15 protein-coding genes are annotated in these 16,771 nt (G+C 46.7%); all 15 read left to right on the top strand.

Annotated elements, in window-relative coordinates:
• Positions 1-33 precede the first annotated feature (33 nt).
• Positions 34-873: a sensor histidine kinase gene (locus tag ACWXW9_RS09855; RefSeq protein ID WP_494929253.1), complete on the top strand. Its 840-nt coding sequence runs from the start codon at positions 34-36 to the stop codon at positions 871-873.
• The gene (locus tag ACWXW9_RS09850; protein WP_494929252.1) at positions 870-1,529 is read left to right on the top strand and encodes a response regulator; all 660 of its coding nucleotides are present in this window, start codon (positions 870-872) and stop codon (positions 1,527-1,529) included. The genes ACWXW9_RS09855 and ACWXW9_RS09850 overlap by 4 nt, the downstream gene beginning before the upstream one ends.
• A gap of 135 nt (positions 1,530-1,664) precedes the next feature.
• On the top strand, positions 1,665-2,081 hold the full coding sequence (locus ACWXW9_RS09845) for a cupredoxin domain-containing protein (RefSeq protein WP_494929251.1): 417 nt from the start codon (positions 1,665-1,667) through the stop codon (positions 2,079-2,081).
• 185 nt (positions 2,082-2,266) lie between these two features.
• Positions 2,267-3,802: a nickel ABC transporter substrate-binding protein gene (nikA, locus tag ACWXW9_RS09840; RefSeq protein WP_494929250.1), complete on the top strand. Its 1,536-nt coding sequence runs from the start codon at positions 2,267-2,269 to the stop codon at positions 3,800-3,802.
• The gene (gene nikB, locus ACWXW9_RS09835; RefSeq protein ID WP_494929249.1) at positions 3,799-4,740 is read left to right on the top strand and encodes a nickel ABC transporter permease; all 942 of its coding nucleotides are present in this window, start codon (positions 3,799-3,801) and stop codon (positions 4,738-4,740) included. The genes nikA and nikB overlap by 4 nt, the downstream gene beginning before the upstream one ends.
• Complete coding sequence (nikC, locus tag ACWXW9_RS09830; RefSeq protein WP_494929248.1) at positions 4,737-5,540, top strand: nickel transporter permease; 804 nt, start codon at positions 4,737-4,739, stop codon at positions 5,538-5,540. The genes nikB and nikC overlap by 4 nt, the downstream gene beginning before the upstream one ends.
• A gap of 1 nt (position 5,541) precedes the next feature.
• Positions 5,542-6,342: an ATP-binding cassette domain-containing protein gene (locus ACWXW9_RS09825; protein WP_494929247.1), complete on the top strand. Its 801-nt coding sequence runs from the start codon at positions 5,542-5,544 to the stop codon at positions 6,340-6,342.
• A 19-nt stretch (positions 6,343-6,361) separates the two neighbouring features.
• Complete coding sequence (locus ACWXW9_RS09820) at positions 6,362-7,147, top strand: ABC transporter ATP-binding protein (protein ID WP_494929246.1); 786 nt, start codon at positions 6,362-6,364, stop codon at positions 7,145-7,147.
• A 163-nt stretch (positions 7,148-7,310) separates the two neighbouring features.
• A complete protein-coding gene (locus tag ACWXW9_RS09815; RefSeq protein WP_494929245.1) occupies positions 7,311-8,324 on the top strand; it encodes an ABC transporter permease in 1,014 nt (337 codons plus the stop codon).
• Between the two features lie 15 nt (positions 8,325-8,339).
• On the top strand, positions 8,340-9,242 hold the full coding sequence (locus ACWXW9_RS09810) for a carbohydrate ABC transporter permease (protein WP_494929243.1): 903 nt from the start codon (positions 8,340-8,342) through the stop codon (positions 9,240-9,242).
• Positions 9,243-9,332: 90 nt separating this feature from the next.
• Positions 9,333-11,027 (top strand): ABC transporter substrate-binding protein, encoded by a 1,695-nt coding sequence (locus tag ACWXW9_RS09805; RefSeq protein ID WP_494929242.1) that lies wholly within the window; start codon positions 9,333-9,335, stop codon positions 11,025-11,027.
• 117 nt (positions 11,028-11,144) lie between these two features.
• Positions 11,145-13,634 (top strand): glycoside hydrolase family 95 protein, encoded by a 2,490-nt coding sequence (locus tag ACWXW9_RS09800; RefSeq protein ID WP_494929241.1) that lies wholly within the window; start codon positions 11,145-11,147, stop codon positions 13,632-13,634.
• On the top strand, positions 13,631-14,977 hold the full coding sequence (locus ACWXW9_RS09795) for a GH1 family beta-glucosidase (RefSeq protein WP_494929240.1): 1,347 nt from the start codon (positions 13,631-13,633) through the stop codon (positions 14,975-14,977). The genes ACWXW9_RS09800 and ACWXW9_RS09795 overlap by 4 nt, the downstream gene beginning before the upstream one ends.
• Positions 14,978-15,193: 216 nt before the next feature.
• Positions 15,194-15,442: a hypothetical protein gene (locus tag ACWXW9_RS09790; RefSeq protein ID WP_494929239.1), complete on the top strand. Its 249-nt coding sequence runs from the start codon at positions 15,194-15,196 to the stop codon at positions 15,440-15,442.
• Positions 15,443-15,786: 344 nt separating this feature from the next.
• Positions 15,787-16,770, top strand: a complete 984-nt coding sequence (gene cyoA / locus ACWXW9_RS09785; protein ID WP_134912589.1) for a ubiquinol oxidase subunit II — start codon at positions 15,787-15,789, stop codon at positions 16,768-16,770.
• Position 16,771 lies beyond the last annotated feature (1 nt).

The raw sequence follows: 16,771 nt of genomic DNA, 5'->3' as shown, positions 1-16,771 counted from the left end.
GTGCAAGTTTCGTGGCGCTGCAAGGAGGACGGTATGACGTATAAACAAATTAAATGGATTATCCTATTTGTACCTACACTAACGGTTGGAGCCTGGGAATATGTGAGACACCAGTTCTTGCTCCCCTATATATCCATGGACCTGGGAAACTGGCTGACTCCGGTCATCTTGTATTTAATCAGTGTGACGCTGTTAACCAAGCTTTTTCATATGCTGGAACGTATTCAGATGGAGTTGCAATACGAACGCGCGGCCAAGGCAGCCCTTGAAGCCAGAGAGGATCTTGCCAGGGAGCTGCATGACGGGATTGCCCAATCACTTTTTTTATTGTCCGTCAAAATGGACCGGCTGGAGCACAACGGCGATCAGGAGCAGTATCATCAGGATATTTATAAAGTCAGGAAGACCGTCCACGAAGTGAACCGTTATGTTCGCCAGGCGATTGCCAATTTAAGATTTGATCCGACCACCGATGAGATGCTGGCAACCAACGAATCACTGGACTACAAGGTGCAGCAAATGATTCACGAAATTCCTGTATATGTAGATATTCAGTGGACCATTCCTGATGATGCGCTGACTCCCAAAGAGAAAGTAGAGCTTCTGGCCTGCATTCGCGAGGCAGTTGTCAATATTGAAAAGCACGCTGGGGCCTCCAAAGGCTGGATTATTGGAGAAGGTGACCACGATCAATGGAAAGTCATCGTCAAGGACAACGGCAAAGGCTTTACGACCGATCCTTTTCAGTTTAAAGACCGATACGGCCTAAATATCATGAAGGAAAGAGCGGAAGATATGAACTGGACGTTGCAGCTTCTGTCGGATTCTTCGTATACCATCGTGGAAATATCCAAAGAGGGAGAACACAAATGACACATACCCGTGTACTGGTCGTAGATGATTCTGTTCATGCTCGCGAGGCTATCTGTGAAATATTGTCTATGGATCAAAGCTTTAAAATCATCGGTGTGGTGGACAATGGCGAAAAAGCAATTGAATTTACCGAGCAATGGCTTCCAGATTTGATTCTGATGGATATTTCGATGCCTGGAATGGACGGGCTGGAGGCTACACAGCGGATTAAGCTCATGTTTCCATATGTCAAAATAGTGATGATTACCGTGTCGGATGACATGATTCATCTACTTGAGGCTTTGAAACGGGGTGCCCAAGGCTACCTGTTAAAAAATATAGCGCCCTCCACATGGCTGGAATACTTGCATTCTATTGTGAATGAGGAAGCGCCGCTGAGCCGGGAACTGGCTTTTCAAATCTTGAAAGACGTCACCATAACAGCGAAAAAGGAACCGCAGGTCCGTCTTACCTCAAGAGAGCAGGATATTTTATATGGGGTGGCGGCAGGGTGGACGAACAAGGAGATCGCCGAAAAATACGGTATTTCCGAGTACACGGTAAAAAACCATTTAAAAAATATTTTGCAGAAGCTGCATGTTCAGAACCGTGTACAACTGACGAGATATGCATTGGAAATGGGGCTTGTTCCTGATGATCCTAAATTCAGGCCATAAGCCTTTTTGTTTTTTTGACACCATTTAGTTCAAAATATAGCTCGAATGAGGTATTTTAAATTTTGATTAACTTTTATATACTGGTTAGAGTTGATGTGTCACATGTGAACGATCAACTGGAGGGGATTGACTTGAATGAAAACATTCATCTCTAAAAATTGGCACTTGATGCTGATTGGTTTTGTAGCGCTGATCGTAGGCGGATTTGTCTTGTTTTATTTTCAGGGGAGCGTGTCGTCGTTTCCGGCTAGCCAACCTAAAACCGTTCAAGAAGAGCCGGACAAAGCCAAGTATGAAATTGTTACGGTAAATGTAGAGGGGGACGGTTTTTATCCTAAAAATATTGAAATAAAAGCTGGTATCCCGACTAAAATTAATTTTAAGAGATCGACATCCTTTACTTGCATAGACGAAGTACAATCGTTGAAGCTTGGAATGGACGTTTTTATGGACCACGAAAATAACTATTTTACCATCAAAGACCTGAAACCGGGTGTATATGAGTATAATTGCGGCATGTACATGTACTATGGGACCATCACGGTGAAATAAATCAATAGTAGCCCTCCAACACATTTTGTGCTGAGGGGCTATTTTTTTGCCTTAATACAAGGGATCTATAATAAAAGTCACAAAATGTTCAAGATTAGTAGGCTGATATAGCTCAAGTGGGTCAGGTCATGACAAGTGACAGGTAAGTATGATGGAAGGAAATGATAGAGAAATGAAGGGGAAGCATGAAAAAAAGAAGATTCACCCAAATGATATGTATGTTTCTGACCGTAGTCTTACTGGCTGCTTGTTCTGGCCCGCAAGAAAGTTCAATGCCAGCAACGCAGCAGCCAAAGAAAGAGCTAACCTTCCTGTTTAACTTCGCCAGTCAGACTGTTGATCCCAGTCTGGATTACACTCCGCTAAGAGCAGGAGTCGTAGAAACGTTGGTCAAACTGGATGAGAACGTAAAGATCCAGCCATGGCTGGCCACCAAATGGTCGAGTAAAGACGGGCAAAACTGGGAGTTTCAGATTCGTGACGGGGTAACCTTTCAAAACGGAAAAAAACTGACGGCAGAGACAGTTAAGCAATCGCTGGAACGCTCGATAGAGCTGAATCCGGGGATTAAGCAGGTATTACGAATTAAATCCATGAAAGCCTCCGGGCAAACGCTGCATGTGGTGACGGAAGAACCATTCCCTCAGTTCCCATCCGAACTGGTTCATCCCAACACAGCCATTCTGGATACAGAAGCAGTCGATCCGGATAAAAAACCAATCGGTACAGGGCCTTTTCAAGTGGAGTCCTTCACCGCAGGCACGTCATTGAAGCTTACCCGCTATGATGGATATTGGAGTGGGGCGGCCAAGCTGGATCGGGCGGTTTTTGCTTTTAACGAGGATGCGAATGCGCGTTTATCCGCCATTTTATCCGGTGACGCAGATATCGTTTATCGCCCGCCTGTTGAAAGCATGGACAAAATGAAGCAAGATGCTCAGCTCAAACTGGATTCAGTGGTTAGTTTGCGCACACATGAATTGATTTTTAACACGAAAAAGTCTTTGTTCCAAAATGCGAATTTGCGCAAAGCATTTGATGCCTTGGTCAATCGTGAGGAGCTGAGGGACGCTATTATGGGTGGACAGGCTACAGTGGCGCAAGGTCCATTTTTGCCGAATTTCCCGTTTGTACCGGAATATCCAACCCGCAAAACCGGGACTGAAGAAGCGCTCAAGTGGTTTAAGGAAGCCGGATTTCAGGTGGAAAACGGCAAAATAACGCAAAACGGGAAGCCACTATCCTTAAAACTGGTGACTTATGCGTCCAGAGCCGAGTTCCCAATCTTCTCACAAGCGTTGCAATCGGAAGCCAAGCAATTGGGCATTACTCTGCAAATTGAGCAGGTTGAAAATTACGAAGACTATTTGATGAACGATACGACTTGGGATCTGGGCATGTACAGTCCGTTGATTGCGCCTCGCGGTGATGCCAGCTACTTTTTGAATGTATCGTTTTTACCAGATGGAACGCTGAATTATGGAAAAATAAACGATGAGTCGTTGAATAAATTGATTTACCAGTTAGATCAAACCGTAGATATAGCAAAACGGAATGAACTGATATCTCAAGTGCTCACGCGAATTAATGACCAGACGTACTATTCCTATCTGGTGCATCCGAACACGCTGGTTGTTTACAAAGACAGTGTGAAAAACTGGGTAACCAGTAAAAGCGAATATTATATGCTCACTAACCAGTTGGATGTTGAAGCAAAGTGATTCCCTTGCTTGGAAAAAGACTAATTGAGTTTTTTCTGTTTATTTTTCTTCTGTCGCTTATCAGCTTCGCGGGAATCAAGCTTGCTCCGGGAGACGCGGTGCGACAACTGCTGCGCGTGGATGATGTGGCGGTTACGAACGAGCAAGTGGAAATCCAAAGGGAGATCATGGGCCTGAATGAGCCGGTTATCGTGCAATATGGGGAATGGCTTTCCAAATTCATTCGTTTGGATTTGGGGGCTTCCTACATGACACATCGCCCGGTAACAGAAGAAATATGGACGAGGATGCCTGCGACGCTTCTTCTGACATTTACCTCCATTGTGGTGTTGATCGGAGTTGCGGTACCGTTGGGCGCTTGTTCAGCTTTATATCCCAAGAAGTGGATTGATCGAGTCAGCCGGGTGCTTTCAATTATGGGAGCATCCATCCCCAGCTTTTGGTTAGGAATTTTACTTATTGAGGGATTTTCGGTGCGCTGGTCGGTCTTTCCATCTATGGGGAACGGCACTTTGATGCATCTGGTGCTGCCTTCGCTGACATTGGGACTGACAATGGCTGCGGTATATGTACGGCTTATTCGTTCCAGCCTGTTAAACAGCTTGAGTCAGGAATTTATCCAGGGTGCGAGGTCCAGAGGGATTGGAAGGAACCGTATTTTTTGGTTACATGCATGTCGCCATAGTTTGACTCCAGTAGTGACCATGTTTGGTATCAGTGTGGGAAGCTTGCTGGGCGGGAGTGTCGTGGTAGAAACGATATTCGCTTATCCAGGGCTAGGAAAATTTATTGTAGAAGCCATTCATAACCGGGATTATCCGATGATTCAGGGATACATTTTATTTATGGGTGCTATCATTACGCTGCTTCACGTGATGACGGATGTAATGGTAGGATGCGTGAACCCTGAAATCCGCCTGAAGGGGGGAGGACATTGAGTAAAACCCGACTTCCTTTATTGTTGTTCATCAGCGGAATAGCTGCACTGTTCATCCTGCCTGAGTTTATGAAAAATGATCCGTTGCTCGTTTCGCTCACTCGAAGACTTCAATCCCCAAGCAGCGAACATTGGCTGGGTACGGATGGTTTGGGCAGAGATTTAATGTCTCGGTTGGTATATGGGGGCAGAAATACGGTTGGTACGAGTTTTTTGATTCTCATTCTCTCTTTGAGCATCGGCATTCCGGCGGGGGTAATCGCAGGGTATGTGGGCAAAGGGATAGACCGATTGTTCATGCGGGTGTCAGATTCCTTTTTGGCTTTTCCCGATTACTTGATTGCCATCGTACTGACAGGCTTGCTTGGGCCGGGTGTCGTCAACTTGATGATTGCGATTGTATCGGTAAAATGGGTGGCATATGCCCGTCTGGTAAGAAGCAGCCTGATGGCTGAAAAAGAGAGGGATTACATCTACAGTGCCCGCTTGAGCGGAGTGCCGACAACTCGATTGGTCATCCGGCATTTGCTGCCTGCTGCTTTCAGAGAAGTTGTGGTCGTAGCCACACTGGATTTGGGCAAAATCATTTTAATGATCGCGGCTCTATCCTATATCGGACTCGGACTACAGCCGCCTACTCCCGAATGGGGAGCGATGCTGAATGAGGGACGGGCCTATTTTCACAGTTCTCCGCTGGCGATGGTCATTCCGGGTGTAGCCATTATGCTGTTCGTTCTTTTATCCAATCTGATCGGGGATCAGCTACGGGATAGTCTGGATCTTCGGCCACGGGGGAAATGAAATGATGAACATTCTTGAAATAACAGGACTGCATTTGAAGTCTGAGCAAGGCATGATTTTGCGTGATTTTCATATATCCATTGGTGCAGGACAGTGCCATGCGCTAATTGGTGAAAGTGGCAGTGGAAAAAGCATGACCTCGCTGTCCATTGGTGATCTGCTTCCTGCAACGGTTTGGGTAGAATCCGGTAAGATCGAATTGTGCGGAAGCTCGTTACTCACTCTGTCCAAGAGAGAAAGAGAACGCCTTCGTGGGCAGGAAATTGCTTATGTTTTTCAAGACTATGCAGGTGTGTTTACTCCGTTTATAACCCTGGGTAAGCAAATGGATGAAACGCTAAAAGCACATCATGTGTTGGAACGAAAAAATCGAAAAGAGCGCATCCAGCAAGTTCTCGAATACGTCCGATTAACGAAAGAAATATACAACCAGTATCCATTTCAGCTCAGTGGCGGGCAGCTACAAAGGGTATCGCTTGCGGTAGCGATCATGCTGGAACCCAAGCTGCTGATTATGGACGAGCCTACGACAGCATTGGATCAAACGAATGCCAACGAAATTTTACGCATTATTTCAGAACTGAAAGAACGTACCCAATGCGGCATTTTGTTCATCTCGCATGATCTGAGAAACGTCAAGCGCTACGCCGATCAAGTCACCGTAATGCGAGAAGGGCAGCTTATGGAGTCGGGGAACACATTACCATTGTTGAACAACCCGAAACAGCCCTACACCCGAAGGCTGATTGAAGCTATTCCATCCTTGCGCCCATCAATGAAATCCGTGCATGAGTCCATATAGAGAGGGCGGTAACATCTTTATGAACCAGAAACTTGTACCTGAACTTTTAGTCGTGCAGGACATTCATAAATCTTACCGCAAAAAAAGACAAGTGCTCGGCGGGGTATCGTTGACGATTCGAGCGGGTGAATGTGTGGGACTGATTGGAGAAAGCGGCTGTGGAAAAAGCACATTGGCACGCTGCATCATGCTCATGCAAGGTATAGATGCAGGAACAATCTGGTTTCAGGGAACGCCCGTTCAAGCAGAAAAAAAGGAATCGTTAAAACGTTATAAAGGACAGATACAGGCTGTATTTCAAAATCCCTCTGCGGCGCTAAATCCAAGGTTTCGTTTACTGGAATCGGTCATGGAGCCACTGGATCAACTGGAACAAAAGATTCCATCCTTTTTGAAAGATTGTGGTTCGGACAGAAGAGAAATAGCAGGAAAATTGCTGGAATATGTGGGCCTATCACCTGAATTGCTGGATAGATACCCTCATGAAATCAGCGGTGGACAAAAGCAACGGCTTTGCATGGCAAGAGCTATCAGCGTGGAGCCTGCACTCATTATTATGGATGAACCAACATCCAATCTGGATACCTTAATCCAGTCAGAAATGTTGAACTTACTCAAGGAGTTACAGAGCAGACTGAGATTTTCGTATTTGTTTATTTCCCACGACTTACCTGTGGTGCAGTATATGTGTGACCGGGTGCTAGTCATGCACGAAGGACATTTGGTGGACGAGTTTGTAAAGGAGGAACTTTTTGCTCCTGACAGACATCCGTACACCCGCCAATTAGTTGCAGAATATGATTGAGAGGTTTGACCAGCTTACATTGCTGGTCTTTTTTGTATCTATAATTTTCAACTCCCTCCCCATATATCTAATTTTGAACTGATTTTTCTCCTAATTCGTTGGGTATCCGCTTTGAAGTCAGCCAAGTATGATAATAGTAACTACATACAAGGAGGAGCTTGTTATGGAATCTTCAACTGAAACCGCTTCCAATGCTGGTGCAATGATTCCTGAACCCAATCGGGGAAGACCGCGCAAGGTACGCGGGCCGAAGCGCGGGCGTGAAGAAAAAGGCTTGTGGGACAGTGTAAAGCAACAAAAGTACCTTTATTTTATGTCCATTCCTTTCGTCATATGGGTGTTTGTTTTCAGTTATCTTCCGCTGTGGGGCTGGACGATGGCGTTTCAAAATTATAAGCCGGCCAAATCTTTTTCGGACCAGAAATGGGTAGGGCTGAATAACTTTATTGAGCTATTTCAGGATGAACGATTTTATCTGGTATTACGCAATACGCTGGCGATGAGCCTGATGGGGATTATCTTTGGTTTTGTTGTGCCAATCTTTTTTGCTATTCTGCTAAATGAGCTACGGGGGATGCTGTTCAAACGATTTGTGCAGACGATATCCTACCTCCCGCATTTTGTATCCTGGGTTGTTGTCGCCGGATTGGTTACGAAAATGCTGTCCATTGACGGAGGGATTGTCAACGATATATTGATAGCGCTTCATATTGTGGATGAGCCGATTCAATTTATGGCGAAGGGTAGCTGGTTCTGGTATATTGTAACCGCTTCAGATATATGGAAAGAGACGGGCTGGAACACGATTATTTATTTAGCCGCAATCACCGGGATTGACCAGGAACAGTATGAAGCTTCTCGTGTGGACGGGGCAAGTCGCTGGAGACAGATGTGGCATATTACGCTACCGGGTATCCGTTCGACCATTGCCGTTCTGTTCATTATGGCGATTGGGCATCTGGTGAGCAACGGTTTTGAAAAGCAGTTCTTGCTCGGCAACAGTCTGGTGACGGATTATTCCGAGGTGCTGGATTTGTATGCGCTGAATTACGGGATTAATTTGGGCCGCTTCTCTTACGGGACAGCGATTGGTATTTTCAATTCGTTGGTCAGCATCCTGCTGTTGTTTACGGCAAATGGCATATTCAAAAAACTGACCAAAGAAAGCATCATGTAGGGAGGGAGAAGCAAAATGACGAATAAGGCATTTAATGCTACTCGGTCTGAAAAGCTGTTTGACCTGTTCAACTATATCCTCATGGCTCTAATCGTGGTGGTGACGCTGTACCCGTTTCTGAACGTACTTGCGATTTCCCTGAACAATTCAACGGACACGGTTCGCGGCGGTATTTATATATGGCCCCGCCAATTTACGCTCGAAAATTACAAAACAATTTTCCAGTACGATGGCCTTCTTCAGGGTCTGCAAATATCTATTCTTCGTACTTTGGTCGGGACAGTACTCGGATTGATATGCGCGTCTATGCTTGCTTTTACATTAAGTCGGGTCGAGTTTCGCGCTCGTAAGTTTATTTCTACGTTTTTGGCGTTGACGATGTATTTTTCCGGCGGGATGGTGCCCGTGTTTATTTTGATGCGGGATCTGCATCTGCTAGGTTCATTTTGGGTGTACATTTTTCCAGGCTTAATTAGCGCATTTAATGTGTTTGTCATTCGTTCCTTTATGGACGGTTTGCCGTATGCGCTACAGGAGTCTGCCAAACTGGATGGGGCGAATGATTTTACGATTTACTGGAAAATTATTTTGCCGCTGTGCAAACCAGTATTGGCAACGATTGCTCTTTTTTTGGCAGTAGGTCAGTGGAATGCTTGGTTTGATACGTATTTGTATAATGGTGGGGCGCCACAATGGACGACGCTGCAGTATGAGCTGATGAAGATACTGCAAAGTACGCAGCAAGGCGGCTCCAGTATGACGAATAGTAACGATATGGCTAAGCAAATGGCTCAAATTTCACCAGAGTCGATCAAAATGGCAATTACGATTACGGTCACGCTCCCCATCCTGCTGGTGTATCCGTTCCTGCAAAAGTATTTTGTAGGCGGCATGACACTGGGTGCGGTGAAATCATAATGCGGTGAAATCATAAAAACCGGGCTTCCGGCGGTAAAGTAACTGCGATTTGCAGGTTAAGTCATCATAAGAATATAGGAGGTTTTGTTCATGAAAAAGGTTTGGTCCAGATTTGCACTCATTCCCCTGCTCGCGGTATCACTTGCTGCACTGGCAGGCTGCGGTGGAGGTGAGAAAGCAGCCAAGGAAGGCTCATCCAGCGGAACCGATCCGATTACGTTTAGCTTCTTCGGAGCAGATACAAGCCCACAATGGAATGGAATGAAGGATGAGATAGGCAAGGAAATCACCAAGAAAACAGGTGTAACCTTGAATGCGGAATTTGATGTCAGCGGCGGAGGTGGAGATGACCGAATTGCTTTGATGGCAGCAAGTGGAGAATACCCGGACTTGGTTTCTCCTAAAGCGAATATTAGCAAGCTCGTGGATGCGGGGGCCATGATTGATCTGACAGATCTGATCAATGATCACGCACCCAATCTCAAAAAGCTATACGGACCCTATATGGATCGTTTGAAATACAGTAATAAAGATCAATCCATCTATGTCCTTCCTACGTATGCAGGTGTGGGACAGGAGAGCTTTGACGCGACGGGGGGATTTGAAATTCAGCATAAGGTGCTCAAGGAATTAGGTTATCCAAAGGTAAAAACGCTACAGGATTATGAAAACGTACTCAAAACCTATGTAGCCAAGCATCCGACGATCAATGGCAAAAAAACGATCCCACTCACGCTGGATGCAGACGACTGGAGAATTATGATTACCGTAACGAATCCTGCCTTCCAGACGACTGGAGCGCCGGATGATGGTGAATATTTTATTGATCCCAAAACATTTGAAGCCAAGCTTCATTACAAACGTCCGGAAGAAAAGGAATATTTCCGCTGGTTGAACCACATGTACAATGAAGGGCTGCTGGATAAGGATTCGTTTGTACAAAAAAGTGATCAATACAAATCGAAAATTGCCAGTGGTCGTGTCCTCGGCCTGATCGACCAGGAGTGGGGTTATCAGGATGCTGAAAATGCGTTAAAAGCGTCAGGTAAATCCGAAGCCAGCTACGCGCATTTTCCAGTTACACTTTCGGAGGAATACAAGGATCGTTCCTTTCAGGATACGGGTTTCACGTCCGGTTATGGAGTAGGTATTACAGAAAATTGCAAGGACCCGGTGCGGGCTATTAAATTCCTTGATTATTTAGCTTCCGATGAAGGACAGGTGCTAGTGAACTGGGGGATCGAAGGCAAGCATTATGAAATTAAAGACGGCAAACGCGTTATTCCTGCTGATGTGCTGGAGCAAAAAACGAACAATACAACCAACTTCAATAAATCCACGGGTATAGATTTATACACGCTCATCAGCGGACACTATGGTGATGGCGTGAAGGATCCTACAGATAACTACTATACTGCCAAATTCCCGGAGCAAATTATCGCGGCTTATTCGGAGCCGGAGAGAGAATCACTTAAAGCGTATGGTGTAAAAACGTGGAAAGAACTGTTCCCGGACAAGAAAGAATTTGATGTAAAGCCTTGGGGTGCCGCCTATAACCTGACAACAGACAATGAATCAAATTATAACGTTACGTTCAAAAAAACGACGGATATTATCCGTAAGCGTATACCGGAGGCTATCTTGGCCCCAACATCCAATTTTGACACCGTATACGACAACATGCTTAAAGAGCTGGATGCTGCCGGAGCGGTACAAATGGAGCAACAATATACTCAATTGGTGAAGGACAGAGTGGAATTGTGGAGCGGCAAGGCTTCTAAATAGCGAGCTGACTTAACGAGGCGCAACAAAATGATGGGTTGTCGGAATGACGGAGCGCTTGTCCTTGTGGTTCATACGGGATTGGCGCTCTGTTTAATCTCAATGGGGGGAGGGTTTGATGTGAGACAACGCGAAAAGCAGAAATCCCTGCGTTTATGGTATCGCCAGCCTGCTAAGGTGTGGGAGGAAGCATTGCCTATCGGCAATGGGAGGCTGGGCGCGATAGTTTTTGGCGGGATCGGGGAGGAGCGTTTGCAATTAAACGAGGATACGCTCTGGTCCGGATTTCCCAGGGATGGCGTTCAGTATGATGCATTGAGATATTTGAAGCCCGTTAGGGGGCTGATTGCGGACGGAAAATACAAGGACGCTGAGCATCTGATCAATAGGAACATGCTGGGTCGAGATACGGAGGCTTATCAGCCTTTGGGAGATTTGTGGATTACACAGCAGGGACTTGGGGAAATTGTGGAGTATGAACGCGAATTGGATTTGACCACCGGAACGGCTGCGGTCATTTTTCATAGCGGGGGTATCCGTTATACCCGTGAAGTCATCGCCAGTGCACCAGATGGAATTATTATGGTATCGCTTACTGCGGATAGGCCTGGAAAGATCAATGCAATCGTGCGTATAACTACACCGCATCCTTGTGAAACCGAGGCTGCCGAGGATGCACATTTTGGTGATTCATCCCCGTGGGATAGTGACAAGGAAGATGGCCCATCTAATGAATCAACGAGGGACGTAATTACGTTAACCGGACGAGCGCCCAGCCATGTGGAGTCAAATTATCGCGGGGATCATCCGCAGTCGGTTGTTTACGAGGATGAATTGGGGATGGCCTTTGCGGTTCAGGCGCGGGCTATCCCTGAGGGGGGAACGCTGACAGAGGATGCTGACGGAGTGCTGAGTGTATCGGGTGCGGATAAACTCACGGTGTATTTGGCCGCAGCTACCGGATTCCGGGGATTTGATACTAGACCGGACAGTGATGCAGCGGAACCGACAGGCGTATGCCAAGCAACTCTGGATAAAGCAGTCTCGCTTGGATACGAGCAGGTGAAGCGACGGCATGAGCAAGATCATCGGGAACTATTTGGCCGCGTTGAGCTAGAGCTTGGGAATGATATCGGGACGGATCGAATGACAAAAAGACAAATTCCGACTGACTTGCGATTGGAGCAGTACCGCGAAGGTCAGACGGACCCGGATTTGGAGGTGCTGTTGTTTCAGTATGGACGCTACTTACTGATAGCCAGTTCGCGTCCGGGCAGTCAGCCCGCCAATCTTCAGGGTATCTGGAATGACCGGGTGCAGCCACCGTGGAACAGTGATTATACAACGAATATTAATACCCAGATGAACTATTGGCCGGTGGAGATATGCAATCTTGCCGAGTGCCATGAACCCTTGCTGCACATGATTGGTGAAGTTAGCCGTACGGGACGCAGAGTTGCTTCGATCCATTATGGCGCTCAAGGCTGGACGGCCCACCATAATGTAGATGTCTGGAGGTATGCCGGACCGTCAGGAGGTCATGCCAGTTGGGCCTTTTGGCCGCTCGGGGGTGTCTGGCTAACCGCCCATCTATGGGAACGGTATCTGTTTACTCAGGATACGGCTTATTTGGCGGAACAAGCTTATCCGCTGATGAAGGGAGCGGCCGCCTTTTGTATGGATTGGCTCGTGGAAGGCCCGGACGGCTGGCTTGTGACCTCGCCTTCTACATCACCTGAAAACAAATTTAAAACCCTGGACGGAGAGGATTGCAGTATATCCATGGGTTCCACGATGGATATGACGCTAATTCGAGAGTTGCTGGGCAACTGCATCCAGGCTGCGGATCTGCTGGAATTAGACCGTGAATTCCGCAACCGCTGTGAAGAGACACTGCAACGCCTGCTGCCCTACCAGATTGGTCGTCACGGACAGTTACAGGAATGGTTTGCCGATTTTGAGGAAGCGGAGCCGGGACATCGACATGTTTCACATCTGTATGGTTTGTATCCCGGACGAGAAATCCATGTTCGTGATACCCCGGAGCTGGCAGAAGCGGCCCGCATATCGCTGCGCCGACGGCTTGATCATGGCGGTGGTCATACCGGATGGAGCTGTGCATGGTTGATTAACCTGTACGCTCGGTTGGAGGATGGCGAAGCAGCACATCGGTATGTGCGCACATTGCTGTCGCGTTCGACCTATCCGAATTTATTCGACGCTCATCCGCCTTTTCAGATCGACGGCAACTTCGGCGCGACGGCGGGGATTGCGGAAATGCTGCTGCAAAGTCGTCCGGGTGAGCTGACCTTACTGCCCGCTCTGCCTTCGGCATGGTCGGAGGGGCGGGTCAGCGGATTGCGGGGACAAGGCGGGATGACGGTCAGCATGGAATGGTCCAGTGCCCGACTCGTTCGCGCGGAACTTGCCGCATACGTCCCGACTGGACGCTGCACGATTCGCAGTGCCCATCCGTTCAGTGCAGATGCTCGGAAGGCTCAGCCTGATCCAGAGCATGGAGGATTCATTTTGTCATGGAATTTTACCAAAGAGCAGGAAACTACGGACAGACATTCGATTATTATTGAGGGAGAGGAAGAAAAAATATGACCATTTTTCAATTTCCGCAGGACTTTATGTGGGGGACGGCAACGGCAGCCTATCAAATCGAGGGGGCCTATGAGGAGGATGGAAGAGGTTTGTCCATCTGGGATACCTTTGCCCATACGCCCGGCAAGGTGTTCAACGGAGATAACGGGAATGTAGCCTGTGACAGCTATCATCGCTACGAAGAAGATATCCGGCTGATGAAGGAGCTGGGCATCCGTACATATCGTTTTTCGGTGTCATGGCCGCGTATATTCCCCAATGGTGACGGTGAAGTCAATCAGGAAGGGCTGGACTATTATCATCGTGTAGTGGATATGTTGAACGAAAATGGAATTGAGCCGTTTTGTACGCTGTATCACTGGGATCTGCCGCAGGTACTTCAAGATGCCGGAGGATGGGAAAACCGTCGCACGATTCAGGCATTCGTCCAGTATGCAGAGACGATGTTCCGTGAGTTCCATGGGAAAATACACCATTGGCTGACGTTCAACGAGCCGTGGTGCATCGCCTTTTTATCCAATATGCTGGGAGTTCATGCCCCTGGTCTGACCAATCTCCAGACAGCCATCAACGTTGGGCACAATCTACTGGTTGCGCATGGCCTATCCGTACGCCGTTTCCGCGAGTTGGGTACCAGTGGCCAGATCGGCATAGCGCCGAATGTCTCCTGGGCTGTACCCTATAGCACTTCCGAGGAAGACAAAGCGGCGTGTGCGCGTACGGTTTCCCTGCATAGTGACTGGTTTCTCCAGCCCATCTATCAGGGTTCGTATCCTCAGTTTCTGGTAGAATGGTTCGCCGGGCAAGGAGCTACCGTACCGATTCAAGAAGGAGATATGGGCATTATTAGCGAACCTATTGATCTGATCGGTATAAACTACTACGCTATGTCCGTCAATCGTTTTAATCCCGAAGCTGGATTCCTTCAATCCGAAGAGATTAATATGGGGCTGCCTGTGACAGATATCGGCTGGCCGGTGGAATCGCGCGGGCTGTATGAGGTCCTGCATTATTTGCAAAAGTACGGCAACATCGATATTTATATTACAGAAAACGGGGCTTGTATTAACGATGAGATTGTGAATGGCAAGGTTCAGGATGATCGCCGTATTTCCTATATGCAGCAGCATTTGGTGCAGGTGCATCGGGCGATTCATGACGGCCTTCATGTGAAAGGCTATATGGCATGGTCGCTCATGGACAATTTTGAATGGGCGGAAGGGTATAATATGAGATTCGGTATGATTCATGTCGATTTTCGTACTCTGACCCGCACCCCCAAGGAAAGCTACTACTGGTATCGAAATGTGGTAAGTAACAACTGGCTGGAGACCAGACGCTAAAAGAGCATGCACTTTGAGATTAAAGCGTACATGGGCCTGTCTCCGCTCCCTTTTGTTTGAACAACAAGCCCTCCGGGGTAATAATACTCAGGATGAATTGCAGGTTGCTAAAAGTATGGTGAGGCTATCAAGAATAAAATCACAGTGATTGTGCATACTGACAAAAATACCTGAAGAGGGCGTTTCAACAATTTTAGACCAAAGGGAGTGGAGGATATGGCTTCGAATTTTAGAAAATCAGGATCGAACGAAAAGCAAATGAGCCGCTCGGTGTCTGTCATCGCCTGGATCGCTTGGATTGTGGGCATTATTCTTATTTTGTTCAATTTAGGTAATCTAAGTGATCGTAATATATATTTAATGGTGGGTATTGGATGTGTCGTTGGCGGATTTTTTATTTATATGATCGGAAAAGGGCTGGTCATTGCCCGCAAGAAGGATGACCAAGAAAACGGACATCGTTAAAACAATTGAAAAAATACTTTAAGAAAACATATAATGAAAACAACAACATGGGGCTTCGAGCAGTGTAGCATGATAACTGTAAGGAGTCCCGTTTTTTGCTTTAATATAGCTTCTTCAAGATACACAATAACGTTTTTAATATGTCATCTTTGAATTAATAAGAAATTTTGAATTTGCAAGAGAAATTTTATTTTAAGAGAGGTTTTTCACAAAAAACGGACAAATAATCGACAATTCTGTTAACAATAAAAAAAGTCCCCGCTTTTCTGATATCTTATATAGGGGCAACATTACAGGAGTTCGTTAGTTTTGAGTAATTTATTATTTAAGGAGAGGGGAACAACATGAACAAAAAACCAAAAGCGATTATTGCGTTGGTTTTGACCGTGCTCACGGTAGCATTGCTCATTTGGACGTGTTTTTATGCTGGCGGAAAATACGTTGTTTTCGATCCGAAAGGACCTATTGGGCAAGCACAAAAAGAGCTGATCATTCTTTCAACGTCTATGGCTGCACTTCTGATTGTACCGGTCATGATTTTGACTTTTTTCATCATTTGGCGATATCGCGACGCACCGGATAACAAAGCCAAGTACCAACCCCACTGGGATGACAGTAAAAAGCTGGAGACCGTATGGTGGGCTATTCCAATCGTAGTGATCTTGATTCTTGCGGTTATAACCGCGAGGTATACCTACTTGCTGGAGCCTTCCAAGCCGTTGGCAAGTACACAAAAGCCAGTAACCATTCAAGTGACTTCACTGGACTGGAAATGGCTCTTCATGTACCCGGAAGAAGGTATTGCTACAGTCAATGAAATTCACATTCCTAAAGGTGTTCCGGTCCGTTTTGAACTGACTGCCGACGCCCCGATGAACTCGTTCTGGATTCCGCAATTGGGCGGTCAGATCTACACCATGTCAGGCATGGCTATGAAACTGCATTTGCAGGCCGACCACGAAGGAACTTACTTTGGTTCGGGTGCAAACTTTAGCGGTGAGCATTTTGGACAAATGCGCTTTGATGTAGAGGTTCAGTCGGATGAAGAGTACAAAAACTGGGTCGCTAACATCAAAAAGCAGTCTAAGCCGCTGACGAAGGACGGCTATTTGGCGCTTGCAAAACCAGGTTTGTCCCAGCCTGATGAGTATTCTTCGATTCCCGACGGCTTGTTCCAAGAAATTGTAACCAAGTACGTAGTAGACGGTGCTTCTAACCCGCATGCAGGACATGGTGAAGGGGCATCCACAGAAGGTTCTTCCAAGTCCGGCACAGAGGATAAAGCTGCAATGGACATGAGTCATATGAATATGAGCGGACACAATTAAA

This window comes from Paenibacillus sp. LT-B23 (assembly GCF_059417685.1).
Note: the sequence above shows the minus strand (reverse complement) of the source record. Positions and strands in the feature narration are given on the sequence as shown.